Genomic DNA, 12,218 nt, shown 5'->3' on the forward strand with positions numbered 1-12,218 from the left:
TGGACGTAGTGTTACCGGCGATGGCCGGTACTGGGGCGTGACTTCCCGTTTCGGGGCTTGGTAACCGCGAGCAGTCGATTTACAGTGCTCGCCCTGCCGATCTCCTGGATACCCGTCGCATGAACATTTTCCGCGAAGCCCTGCTCAACCGTCGCCTGAAGAAGGCCCTGGCACGTCACGGTTGCCGCATGGCCAGCGGGGTCGAGACGCTGCGCGACGGCACGCAGGTGACGCTGGAGCCGAACGTGAAGCTGGGCAAGGCGAAGATCCATTCGCCGGCACTGGAGGTCGGCGCCTATACCGACGTGGTCAGCGGCTGCGAGTTCTTGGAGGTGGCCAGCATCGGCCGCTTCTGCTCGATCGCCACCGGGGTGGTGATCGGTCAGCCGCGCCGCTCGCATCCAATGCACTGGCTGAGCACCCACGCCTTCACCGCCAATCCGAAGCTGTTGCGCAAGCCGTTGCAGCCCGAGCGCGAAGCGACCCCGGCGCGGATCGGCCACGATGTATGGATCGGGCGCGACGCGCTGATCCTCGATGGGGTGGAGATCGGCACCGGCGCGGTGATCGGCGCGCAATCGCTGGTCAATCGCGACGTGCCGCCCTACGCGGTGGTGGCGGGTTCGCCGGCGCGGGTACTCCGCTATCGCTTCGCGCCGGAGCTGATCGAGCGACTGCTGGCGAGTCGCTGGTGGGAGTTGCCGCTGGACGTGCTCGGCGAATTGCCGCTGGACGATCCGCAGGCCTGCGTCGAGGCGCTGGAGCGTCGGCCGCCGCAGGCGCGCCAGGAGGCGCGGCGCTTGCGCATCCGGCACAAGCCGTTCGCCATCGAATGGCTGTCCTGAGGCCCGCAGCCGCCGCCGGTGTCGACGGCGGCCAGGGCTGGGTCAGCTTTCGTCGCTGAGACCGGCTTCCGGCGCTGCGCGCTTCACCGACTGCACGCCGGCTTCGGCGTTGGCCTGGCTGGCATAGAGCTGGCTCTGGCCGACGACCTGGCCATTGGTGGCCTTGAGTACGAAGTGGAACTTGCCGTTGCTGGCCGGCTTGACCTCGAAGGCACCGTCGCGCTGGGAGTTCTTGCGCACCGACTCGATGCCGCCGAGCGCCGAGTCCTTGGCCTTGTACAGTTCGCTGGTGAGAATGATCTCGCCGTTGGCGGCATGCAGGTTGAAGTGGAACTGGCCGTCTTTCGCTTTCTTCAGATGGAATTTGGCTGCCATGTCTAGCTCCTTGTTCACAGGGTGAGGCGGATCGCAACGGACCAGCCGTCTGCTGAGACACAGCGTAGCCGCTTTTGTTGCAGTGTCGCCCCGCTCCGGTCATCGGCCTGGGGCGAGCGGGCTCAGGCCTTGAGGGTCTTGACGCCGTCGGCGGTGCCGAGCAGCAGCAGGTCGGCCGGGCGGGCGGCGAACAAGCCGTTGGTGACCACGCCGACGATGGCGTTGATCTTCTCTTCCAGTTCCACCGGGCTGTCGATGCGCAGGTTGTGCACGTCGAGGATGATATTGCCGTTGTCGGTCAGCACGCCTTCGCGGTAGACCGGATCGCCGCCGAGCTTCACCAGTTGGCGGGCGACGTGGCTGCGAGCCATCGGGATGACCTCCACCGGCAGCGGGAACTGGCCGAGGATGGGCACCAGCTTGCTGGCATCGGCGATGCAGATGAAGGTCTTGGCCACCGCGGCGACGATCTTCTCGCGGGTCAGCGCGGCACCGCCGCCCTTGATCAGCTCCAGGCGCTCGTTGCTTTCGTCGGCGCCGTCGACGTAGAACTCCAGCTCGCTGACCGTGTTCAGCTCGTAGACCGGGATGCCATGCTCCTTCAGGCGCTTGGCGGTGGCCTCCGAACTGGCTACTGCGCCGTCGAACTCGGCCTTGTGGCGGGCCAGGGCATCGATGAAGAAGTTGGCGGTGGAGCCTGTGCCGACGCCGACGATGCTCTTGCTGTCGAGGTGCGGAAGAATGTGGTCGACGGCGGCCTGTGCCACTGCCTGCTTGAGCTGATCCTGGTTCATCCCGGGTGCCTGTCTGGTTGCCTGGCCGGCCGTCCCGGCGGCGCAGGCGGAGGGTGCGCGCGGCCGGGGCGGCCCGGCGGGTTTCCGGCACGTCCTGTGCCGCTGCGATACGAAGGGACGAATTATAGCGGCCTGGCGTCCTCCGGTCTTGCCCCGGATGACCGGCAGTCGCGGTGTTTTCCTGCGGCGCGCCGGTAGTCCGCCCGGCGGGCCTGGAGTAGACTCCGGGCTTCCGTGAAGTCCGCCGAACCGCCTCCGATGCTCGAACAATACGTCAAGAAGATCCTCACCTCGCGCGTCTACGACGTCGCGGTGGAAACGCCCCTGCAACCCGCCCGCCAGTTGTCCGAACGCCTCGGCAACCAGGTCCTGCTCAAGCGCGAGGACCTGCAGCCGGTGTTTTCCTTCAAGATCCGCGGCGCCTACAACAAGGTCGCGCAGCTCACCGAGGAGGAGAAGGCCCGCGGGGTGATCGCCGCCTCGGCCGGCAATCACGCCCAGGGCCTGGCCCTGGCGGCCAAGCGGCAGGGGATCAGGGCGGTCATCGTGATGCCCAAGACCACCCCCGAGATCAAGGTCCAGGCGGTGCGCGCCCACGGCGCCAAGGCGGTGCTGCACGGCGACGCCTTCCCCGAGGCGCTGGCCCACGCGCTGAAGCTGGTCGACGAGAAGGGCTACACCTTCGTCCATCCCTACGACGATCCGGACACCATCGCCGGCCAGGGCACCGTGGCCATGGAGATCCTCCGCCAGCAGCCCGGCCGCCTCGATGCGATCTTCGTCCCGGTGGGCGGTGGCGGACTGGTCGCCGGCATCGCCGCCTACGTCAAGTACCTGCGTCCGGAGATCAAGGTGATCGGCGTCGAGCCGGACGAGTCGAACTGCCTGCAGGCGGCCATGGCCGCCGGCGAGCGGGTGGTGCTGGGCCAGGTCGGGCTGTTCGCCGACGGCGTGGCGGTGGCGCAGATCGGCCAGCACACCTTCGACATCTGCAAGGACCACGTCGACGAAGTGATCACCGTCAGCACCGACGAGATCTGTGCGGCGATCAAGGACATCTACGACGACACCCGCTCGATCACCGAGCCGGCCGGCGCGCTGGCGGTGGCCGGGATCAAGAAGTACGTCGAGCGCGAGCGCGCCGAGGGGCAGACCCTGGTGGCGATCGACTCCGGCGCCAACGTCAACTTCGATCGCCTGCGGCATGTCGCCGAACGCGCCGAACTGGGCGAGCGCCGCGAAGCGATCATCGCGGTGACCATTCCCGAGCGGCCGGGCAGCTTCAAGGCCTTCTGCGAGGCGGTCGGCAAGCGCCAGATCACCGAGTTCAACTATCGCTACCACAGCGGCAGCGAGGCGCACATCTTCGTCGGCGTGCAGACCCACCCGGAGAACGACCCGCGCGAGGCGCTGGTGGCCTATCTGCGCGAGAAGGGCTTCCCGGTCCTCGACCTGACCGACAACGAACTGGCCAAGCTGCACATCCGCCATATGGTTGGCGGCCATGCAGTGAAAGTCAGCGACGAGATGGTGTTCCGCTTCGAATTCCCCGAGCGGCCCGGCGCGCTGTTCAACTTCCTCACCAAGCTCGGCGGGCGCTGGAACATCTCGATGTTCCACTACCGCAACCATGGCGCGGCCGACGGCCGGGTGGTGGCCGGGTTGCAGGTGCCGGAAGACGAGCGCCACCTGATCCCGCAGACCCTGGAGGCGATCGGCTATCCGTACTGGGACGAGACCGCCAACCCGGCCTACCAGCTGTTCCTCGGCTGACCCGCGGCGGCTCGCCGACACGGGCTGCTAAGCTTCACGGGCAGGTGATCTCCTTCCTCGGGAACTGAGCCCGCCCCCGGCCCCTCAAACGGGCCGGGAACACGGACAAGGATGCGCTGATGGAACATTTTCTCCAGATCAAGATTCTCCACGGAGTCGCCACCGTGCTGCTGTTCGGCGGCCTGCTCGGCCTGGCGTTCTACGCCTGGCGCAGCTGGCGGACGGGCGACGCGGCTCGGGTCGCGCGCGGTTTCAAGCGGGTCCGCCTGATCGGCTGGCCGCTGCTGGGGCTCAGCCTGCTGGCCCTGCCGGTCAGCGGCTGGTGGCTGGTGCACCTGGCCGGCTGGCCGTTGGGCCAGAGCTGGCTGCTGTTCGGCGCCTGCCTCTATCTGCTCGGCTGCATCTTCTGGCTGGTCCTCGCCGGCCGCCTGGCGCGGGTCCAGCACCAGGCCGGCGCCGCCGAGACGGCGGGGGCCGCGCTGGGCGAGCAGACCCTGCGCGAGATCAAGGTGGGCCTGGTCATGGCCCTGCTCGGTGCGGCCAGCTTCATCGCGGTGGCGGTACTGATGGTCAGCAAGCCGCTCTGAAACGCCAACGAAATGGACTTCACCGGCCTTCGCCGGTTCTGTAGGAACGCATGCGTATTCTGCTGGTAGGCGCGGGAGGTTTCGTCGGGCGGCACCTGCTCCCGGCGCTGCTCGCCGCCGGACACGAACTGCTCCTCACCGCGCGCCGCCCGCCGGTCGATGCGCCTGCCGGCGTACGCTGGCTGGCGCTCGACCTGGAGCGGCTTGCGGAAAGGCCGGACAGCTTCGCCTGGCCCGCCGGGGTCGACCTGCTGATCAATGCCGCCGGCACCATGAGCCTCGACGAGGCGAGCATGGCTCGCGTCCAGGACAGCGGCGCGCGAACACTCTTCGACCTCGCTGCAGCCCATGGGGCGAAGGTCCTGCAGATTTCCGCGCTGGGCGCCGGTGCGCACCCGGACGTGGCCTTCCTCGCCAGCAAGGCGGCGGCCGACCGCCACCTGCTGGAACTGGGCATCCCGGCGCTGGTGCTGCGCCCGTCCCTGCTGCTGGGGCCGGGCGGCGCCAGCAGCGCCTGGCTGGAACGCCTGTCGCCGCTACCGCTGATTCCCTTGCTGGACAATCGCGCGCGCCTGCAACCGCTGCATGTCGAGGACCTGGTCGGCGCGGTGCTGGCCTTGCTGCGCCGCTGGCCGGAGCGGGCGCAGGTGATTCCGCTGGTGGGTCCGCAGGCGCTGACCCAGGGCGAGCTGCTGGACGAGCTGCGCCGCGCCCAGGGTTGGCCGCGCGGCCGCTATGTGGTGCCGCCCGCGGCGCTTCTCGATGCGTTGGGCGGGCTTGGCCGGCGTGCTGGCTGGCGGACACTGAGTCCATCGATGCTGAAGCTGGTGCGCCACGACAACCTGGCCGACCCGGCACTCCTCGATGCGGCCTGCGGCTATCGTTGCGCGCCGCTGGCCAGTCGCCTGCTCGGCTGGCCGCAGGCGGCACGCAGCCTGGCGGCGCTGATGCGGCCGCTGATGCTGGCGGCCCTGGTGCTGATCTGGCTGGGTACCCTGGTCGCCTGCCTGGGGCCGGGTTACGGTTGGGGCCTGCGGATCCTCGGCGAGGCCGGCATCCACGGCTGGCCGGCGAGCCTGGCGGTGATCGCCGGGGCCCTGCTCGACGGTGCGCTCGGCGTCGGCCTGCTGCTCCGCCGCTGGCGCCGGCGCGCGCTGCTGGCGCAGTTCTGGCTGATGCTTGGCTACAGCCTGGCGATCAGCCTGATCCTGCCGCACTACTGGTACGACCCCTACATGGCGGTCGGCAAGAACATCGTGCTGATGGTGGCCACGCTCTGGCTGCTGGGCGACGAACCTCGAGCCAGGGAGGCCCGTGGATGAACCTTTACCTGCTGCTGAAAACCCTGCATATCCTTTCCTCGACCATTCTCTTCGGCACCGGCCTGGGGTCGGCCTACTACGCCCTGCGCGCCTGGCGCAGCGGGCAGTTGCCGGTGATCGCGGTGACCTTCCGCCACCTGGTCGCCGCCGACTGGCTGTTCATCGCCACCACAGCGGTGTTCCAGCCGCTCAGCGGCCTGGCCATGGTGCATGTCGCCGGCTGGTCGCTGGCCCAGGGCTGGTTGCTGTGGAGCCTGGGCCTCTACGTGTTCGCCGGGCTCTGCTGGCTACCGGTGGTGTGGTTGCAGATCCGCGTACGCGACATGGCCGAGGCGGCCTTGCGCGAGGCGCGGCCCATCGAACCGCTGGCGTACCGCTACATGAACGCCTGGTTCATCCTCGGCTGGCCGGCCTTCATCGCCTTCATGGTCATCTTCTACCTGATGGTCAACAAGCCGGTCTGAGAGTCCCCTCGGCGCAACCAGAGCAACGCCAGGACCAGGAACGCCAGGGAGCCGCCCCAGTACAACCAGGCGAAGCCGCCGGGCCGCTCCAGCAGGAGGAAGGCCAGGGCCGGGCCCAGCGCGGCGCCGAGGTCCTGGACGATGGAATAGCGGGTCATGAAGCCGACCACGTCGCCGGCGCGGGCGACGTCGGCGGCGAGGGCGTCGGTCAGGGTGGTGAGGGCGGTGGCGACCAGCATCACCAGCAGGGCGATGGCCAGCCAGGCGAGAATGGGCAGCCTGCTGGAAAGCAGGCCGAAGCCCATTGCGCCGACCAGTAGCGCAGCCACGTAGAAGCGCCGACGCCCGCGCGGGCCATCCGACCAGGCACCGAAGCGCCCGGCCAGCCAGGGCTCCCAGGACCAGCGCAGGGCCTGGATGATCCCGGAGAGGCCGGCGGCGCTGAGCGCCAGGCCGAGCAGGCTGACCTCGGTGCCGAAGCTGCGGGCGATCAGCGCGCTCAGGGTGGCGGCGAGTACGCCCTGGATCAGGAGCGCGGTGGCGAAGCCGCTGAGGATCACCAGGCCGCGCGGAGGCGGGCGCCTGGCGACGCTGGTGGCTGCCGTTGCGGCGGAGGTCCGCGCATGTCCGGCGGGATTCTCCGGCAGGTCGAAACCCCTCGCCAGCAGCGGCAGGCCGAGCAGTGCCAGGAACGCGAAGGACAGCGCCAGCGCCGGCAGGCCGAGGACCGGCACCAGCAGCCCACCGAGCAGCATGCCGACCAGGCTGCCCAGGCGGTAGAGGCCGTTGTACAGGCCCATGGCGCGGCCGCGCTGGTGGTCGGCGGCGCAGTAGACCACCGCCGAGAGTCCGCCGATGCGGAAGAACGACCAGCCGATCCCCCACAGTCCGCGCAGCAGCACCCAGGCCAGGAAACCGCTGGCCAGGCCGTAGCCGGCGGTGCTCAGCACGCCGATGACGACCGCCAGGAGCAGGCCGGTCTTCAGTGCCAGGTGCTTGTACAGGCGGCCGATCAGCGGATTGAAGGGCAGGCGGATCAGGCGGTTGATCGACAGCAGCACGCCGACCTGCCAGAGCGCCTCCAGGCCGACCTCGTGCCAGTAGATCGGCAAGGCGATATAAAGCATCGAGTCGCCGGCCAGGCATAGCGCGGTGACCAGGGCGACGATCACGACCGGCCGCAGCGAGCCGGGAGCGGGGGCTGTGTGGGGCATCCTGGGGCCGCCGTGGCGCCGCCCGTCGGACGGCGCGCTTGTCAGTGGGTCAACGCAGGGAAATGATCGGCCAGCCGCGTTTTTCCGCCTCGGCGCGTAGGCGCGGATCGGGGTCGACGGCCACCGGCCGGCTGACCTTTTCCAGCAGCGGCAGATCGTTCAGCGAGTCGCTGTAGAAGCTGGCGCCTTCCAGGTCCAGGCCGTTCTCGTCGAGCCAGCGTTGCAGGCGCACCACCTTGCCGCCCTGGAAGCAGGGCACGTCGAAGGTCTGCCCGGTGTAGCGGCCGTCGCGCATCTCGCACTCGGTGGCGATCAGGGTCTCCACCCCGAGCCGTTCGGCGATCGGGCCGGTGACGAAGCGGTTGGTGGCGGTGATGATCACCAGCCGGTCGCCGGCGGCGCGGTGCTCGGCGAGCAGCGCCTCGCCTTTGGCCAGCACGATCGGCTCGATCACTTCCTGCATGAACTGGCGGTGCCAGGTTTCCAGCTGGGCCATCTCGGTGCGACCGAGGATCGCCTGGGTGAAGGCCTGGTAGGCAAGGACGTCGAGCTTGCCGGCGACGTAGTCGGCATAGAAGGCGTCGTTGCGCGCCTGGTATTCGGCGGCGTCGACCAGGCCGCGCTGGCACAGCCATTCGCCCCAGCTATGGTCGCTGTCGCCGGCGAGCAGGGTGTTATCGAGATCGAAAAGGGCCAGACGCACGGGGTGACTCCATCGGTTGGCGGGTGGCGGAAGGGCCGCGAGAGCCTTTTGCGAAGGCTCCCACCGGGCCTTGGGAAAGCCCCTAGCCTACCGGCTTTTGCCGGCCCTGTATCCTCCCCGCACGAGTCGCAAAGCCGCGCGTTGCCGCTATCACAAGCTTTATGGAACAATGCGGGCACATGCGATTTCGAGGATGTCCCAGCGTGATCGATTCCGATGGTTTTCGCCCGAATGTCGGCATCATTCTCGCCAACGAGGCGGGGCAGGTGCTGTGGGCGCGGCGTATCAATCAGGAAGCCTGGCAGTTCCCGCAGGGAGGCATCAATGATCGCGAAACGCCGGAAGAGGCGCTGTATCGCGAGTTGAACGAAGAAGTCGGGCTGGAGGCCGGGGACGTGCGCATCCTGGCCTGCACCCGCGGCTGGCTGCGCTACCGTTTGCCGCAGCGCCTGGTGCGGACCCACAGCCAGCCGCTGTGCATCGGCCAGAAGCAGAAATGGTTCCTGCTGCGGCTGATGTCCGACGAGGCGCGCGTGCGCATGGATATCACCAGCAAGCCCGAGTTCGACGGCTGGCGCTGGGTGAGTTACTGGTACCCCCTGGGACAGGTGGTGACCTTCAAGCGCGAGGTCTACCGCCGCGCCCTGAAGGAACTGGCCCCGCGCCTTCTGGCGCGGGACTGAACACGGAGACAAGGCCCCGAGCATGCTCAACACGCTGCGCAAGATCGTCCAGGAAGTGAACTCCGCCAAGGATCTGAAGGCGGCGCTGGGCATCATCGTGCAGCGGGTCAAGGAAGCCATGGGTACCCAGGTCTGCTCGGTGTACCTGCTCGACACCGAGACCCAGCGTTTCGTCCTGATGGCCACCGAAGGCCTCAACAAGCGTTCCATCGGCAAGGTCAGCATGGCTCCCAGCGAAGGCCTGGTCGGCCTGGTCGGCACCCGCGAGGAGCCGCTCAACCTGGAGAACGCCGCCGCCCACCCGCGCTACCGCTATTTCGCCGAGACCGGCGAGGAGCGCTACGCGTCGTTCCTCGGCGCGCCGATCATCCACCATCGGCGGGTGATGGGGGTGCTGGTGGTGCAGCAGAAGGAGCGCCGCCAGTTCGACGAAGGCGAGGAGGCCTTCCTCGTCACCATGAGCGCCCAGCTCGCCGGGGTCATCGCGCATGCCGAGGCGACCGGTTCGATCCGCGGCCTGGGCAAGCTCGGCAAGGGCATCCAGGAAGCCAAGTTCGTCGGCGTGCCCGGCGCCCCCGGGGTCGGGGTGGGCAAGGCGGTGGTGGTGTTGCCGCCGGCCGACCTGGAAGTGGTGCCGGACAAGCAGGTCGACGACATCGACGCCGAGATCGCCCTGTTCAAGCAGGCCCTGGAGGGCGTTCGCGCCGACATGCGCGCGCTGTCGAGCAAGCTCGCCAGCCAGCTGCGCAAGGAAGAACGCGCGCTGTTCGACGTCTACCTGATGATGCTCGACGATGCCTCCATCGGCAACGAGGTCAAGCGCATCATCCGTACCGGCCAGTGGGCCCAGGGCGCCCTGCGCCAGGTGGTGATGGAGCACGTGCAGCGCTTCGAGCTGATGGACGACGCCTATCTCCGCGAGCGCGCCTCCGACGTCAAGGACATAGGTCGCCGCCTGCTCGCCTACCTGCAGGAAGAACGCAAGCAGAACCTGACCTACCCGGAACAGACCATCATCGTCAGCGAGGAGCTGTCGCCGGCGATGCTCGGCGAGGTGCCGGAAGGGCGCCTGGTCGGCCTGGTCTCGGTGCTCGGCTCGGGCAACTCGCACGTGGCGATCCTCGCCCGTGCCATGGGCATCCCCACGGTGATGGGGGCGGTCGACCTGCCGTACTCCAAGGTCGACGGCATCGACCTGATCGTCGATGGCTACCACGGCGAGGTCTACACCAACCCCTCCGCCGAGCTGGTGCGCCAGTACAGCGACGTGGTCGCCGAGGAGCGCGAGCTGAGCAAGGGCCTGGCGGCCCTGCGCGAGCTGCCCTGCGAGACCCTCGACGGCCACCGCATGCCGCTCTGGGTCAACACCGGCCTGCTCGCCGATGTCGCCCGCGCCCAGGAGCGTGGCGCCGAGGGAGTGGGCCTGTACCGCACCGAAGTGCCGTTCATGATCAACGACCGCTTCCCCAGCGAGAAGGAACAGTTGGCGATCTACCGCGAGCAGCTCAGTGCCTTCCACCCGCTGCCGGTGACCATGCGCACCCTGGATATCGGCGGCGACAAGGCGCTGTCCTACTTCCCGATCAAGGAAGACAACCCGTTCCTCGGCTGGCGCGGCATCCGCGTCACCCTCGACCACCCGGAGATCTTCCTGGTCCAGACCCGCGCCATGCTCAAGGCCAGCGAAGGACTGGACAACCTGCGCATCCTGCTGCCGATGATCTCCGGCACCCACGAGCTGGAAGAGGCCCTGCACCTGATCCACCGCGCCTGGGGCGAGGTGCGCGACGAGGGCGTGGACATCGCCATGCCGCCCATCGGCATGATGGTCGAGATTCCCGCCGCCGTGTACCAGACCCGCGAGCTGGCCCGCCAGGTCGACTTCCTTTCGGTCGGTTCGAACGACCTGACCCAGTACCTGCTGGCGGTCGACCGCAACAATCCGCGGGTCGCCGACCTCTACGACTACCTGCATCCGGCCGTTCTGCATGCGTTGAAGAAGGTGGTCGACGATGCCCACCTGGAAGGCAAGCCGGTGAGCATCTGCGGCGAGATGGCCGGCGATCCCGCGGCTGCCGTGCTGCTGATGGCGATGGGCTTCGACAGCCTGTCGATGAACGCCACCAACCTGCCCAAGGTGAAGTGGCTGCTGCGCCAGATCACCCTGGACAAGGCCCGGGACCTGCTCGGCCAGTTGCTCACCTTCGACAACCCGCAGGTCATCCACAGCTCGCTGCACCTGGCGTTGCGCAACCTCGGCCTGGGTCGCGTGATCAACCCGGCGGCTACCGTCCAGCCCTGATTTCCCGCGCGCCGGACGCTTCGTCGTGCGGCGCTTACGCTTTCCCCGCAAGCGTATAGACTGCCTGCCATTCGGTAGAGGCCACTGGCCAGTCGAACGTGCGAGGGATTGCCGCAAAATGGACGAACGGGCGTCGAAGCCGCCAGGTCTTCTTCCGCTGTCACGCGAAGACCTTGAGAAAACCCTGCGATATGCCCTGGAGATCGTCAGCGACGGGATCTGGGACTGGAACATCGCGACCAACCAGGTCAGCCGCAGCGCCGGCTGGTACCTGATGCTCGGCTATCCGCCGCATAGCCTGCCGGAGAGCGTGGAGACCTGGAAGAGCATCATCCATCCCGAGGACTATCCGCGGGTGATGGCCAGCTTCCAGGCCTACCTCGACGGCGAAAGCCCGGAATACTGCGAGGAATACCGCTGCCGCACCTACAGCGGGGATTACCTGTGGATCAGCGATCGCGGGCGTTTCGTCGAGTTCGACGAGCGCGGCGAGCCGCGGCGGATGATCGGTGCGCACCACGAGATCCATCAGCGCAAGCTGGTCGAGCTGGAGTTGCAGCAGCGCAACGAGGAACTGTTCGACTGGAACCTGCGTCTCGAGGAACTGGTGGCCGAGCGCACCGAGGCGCTGCACCGGGTCAACCAGGCGCTGGCCTCGAAGATGGCCGAGGCCCAGCGCCTGAGCGAAATCGATCCGCTCACCGAGCTGTACAACCGACGCAAGTTCGAGCAGTGCCTGCACCATGAATGGATGCGCCGGCAGCGCCATGGACGCGCCACGGCACTGGTGATGATCGATGTCGATCACTTCAAGCGGATCAACGACCTGTTCGGCCACTCCACCGGTGATCGCGTGCTGGTCGCCTTCGGCCGCCTGGTTGCCAGCGAGCTGCGCGAGGTCGACGTGCTGGCGCGCTGGGGTGGCGAGGAGTTCATCCTGCTGCTCCCGGAAACCGGCCTGGAGGCCGCGGCGGCCTTGGCCGAACGCCTGCGCCAGCGGGTTCGCTCGCAGTCCTTCGAGATGGGCGAGCGGTTGACCGCCAGCTTTGGCGTCGGCGTGCTGAATGATGGCGAGACCCTCGACCTGCTGCTGTGCCGGGTGGACGACGCCCTCTATCGGGCCAAGCAGCGTCGCGATTGCGTGGCCTGTTGCTGA

12 protein-coding genes are annotated in these 12,218 nt (G+C 68.1%); 8 read left to right on the forward strand and 4 right to left on the reverse strand.

The genetic code is table 11. The annotated features are described in order from the left end of the window. The first annotated feature begins 119 nt into the window (after positions 1 to 119). Complete coding sequence (locus tag JHD77_RS32835; RefSeq protein WP_003084381.1) at positions 120 to 845, forward strand: CatB-related O-acetyltransferase; 726 nt, start codon at positions 120 to 122, stop codon at positions 843 to 845. Positions 846 to 887: 42 nt separating this feature from the next. Here the strand turns inward: JHD77_RS32835 and JHD77_RS04520 are convergent, their stop codons facing one another. After that, on the reverse strand, positions 888 to 1,220 hold the full coding sequence (locus tag JHD77_RS04520) for a YegP family protein (protein WP_003117874.1): 333 nt from the start codon (positions 1,218 to 1,220) through the stop codon (positions 888 to 890). Between the two features lie 122 nt (positions 1,221 to 1,342). Next, positions 1,343 to 2,014, reverse strand: a complete 672-nt coding sequence (gene rpiA, locus JHD77_RS04525) for a ribose-5-phosphate isomerase RpiA (protein ID WP_003084386.1) — start codon at positions 2,012 to 2,014, stop codon at positions 1,343 to 1,345. A 234-nt stretch (positions 2,015 to 2,248) separates the two neighbouring features. On the opposite strand from rpiA, the gene ilvA reads away from it, so the two are divergent. The 4 genes from ilvA to JHD77_RS04545 all read left to right on the forward strand — a co-directional run bounded on the left by ilvA (position 2,249) and on the right by JHD77_RS04545 (position 6,160). Then, positions 2,249 to 3,787 carry a threonine ammonia-lyase, biosynthetic gene (gene ilvA / locus JHD77_RS04530; protein ID WP_017001827.1) on the forward strand — a complete coding sequence of 513 codons (1,539 nt, stop codon included), beginning with the start codon at positions 2,249 to 2,251 and terminating at the stop codon, positions 3,785 to 3,787. A gap of 119 nt (positions 3,788 to 3,906) precedes the next feature. After that, entirely contained in the window at positions 3,907 to 4,374 is a 468-nt protein-coding gene (locus tag JHD77_RS04535; RefSeq protein ID WP_003112958.1) for a DUF2269 domain-containing protein, read from the forward strand. A 50-nt stretch (positions 4,375 to 4,424) separates the two neighbouring features. After that, entirely contained in the window at positions 4,425 to 5,696 is a 1,272-nt protein-coding gene (locus JHD77_RS04540) for an SDR family oxidoreductase (protein WP_003118778.1), read from the forward strand. Further along, positions 5,693 to 6,160 (forward strand): DUF2269 family protein, encoded by a 468-nt coding sequence (locus tag JHD77_RS04545; protein WP_003158448.1) that lies wholly within the window; start codon positions 5,693 to 5,695, stop codon positions 6,158 to 6,160. Before JHD77_RS04540 ends, JHD77_RS04545 begins: the two co-directional genes overlap by 4 nt. Here the strand turns inward: JHD77_RS04545 and JHD77_RS04550 are convergent. After that, a complete protein-coding gene (locus tag JHD77_RS04550) occupies positions 6,133 to 7,374 on the reverse strand; it encodes an MFS transporter (protein WP_023118981.1) in 1,242 nt (413 codons plus the stop codon). The two genes, JHD77_RS04545 and JHD77_RS04550, sit on opposite strands and share 28 nt — an antisense overlap. 49 nt (positions 7,375 to 7,423) lie before the next feature. Continuing rightward, complete coding sequence (locus JHD77_RS04555) at positions 7,424 to 8,077, reverse strand: HAD family hydrolase (protein ID WP_003110585.1); 654 nt, start codon at positions 8,075 to 8,077, stop codon at positions 7,424 to 7,426. Positions 8,078 to 8,280: 203 nt separating this feature from the next. Between JHD77_RS04555 and JHD77_RS04560 the strand changes: the two genes are divergently transcribed. The 3 genes from JHD77_RS04560 (at position 8,281) to JHD77_RS04570 (ending at position 12,218) form a co-directional block, all read left to right on the forward strand. Next, positions 8,281 to 8,760 (forward strand): RNA pyrophosphohydrolase, encoded by a 480-nt coding sequence (locus tag JHD77_RS04560; protein ID WP_003084400.1) that lies wholly within the window; start codon positions 8,281 to 8,283, stop codon positions 8,758 to 8,760. Positions 8,761 to 8,782: 22 nt separating this feature from the next. Then, positions 8,783 to 11,062 carry a phosphoenolpyruvate--protein phosphotransferase gene (ptsP, locus tag JHD77_RS04565; RefSeq protein ID WP_003084404.1) on the forward strand — a complete coding sequence of 760 codons (2,280 nt, stop codon included), beginning with the start codon at positions 8,783 to 8,785 and terminating at the stop codon, positions 11,060 to 11,062. A gap of 118 nt (positions 11,063 to 11,180) precedes the next feature. After that, complete coding sequence (locus tag JHD77_RS04570) at positions 11,181 to 12,218, forward strand: sensor domain-containing diguanylate cyclase (protein WP_003112961.1); 1,038 nt, start codon at positions 11,181 to 11,183, stop codon at positions 12,216 to 12,218.

The sequence above is a fragment of the Pseudomonas sp. P20 genome (assembly GCF_016463925.1).
Classification (GTDB): Bacteria; Pseudomonadota; Gammaproteobacteria; order Pseudomonadales; family Pseudomonadaceae; genus Pseudomonas; species Pseudomonas aeruginosa.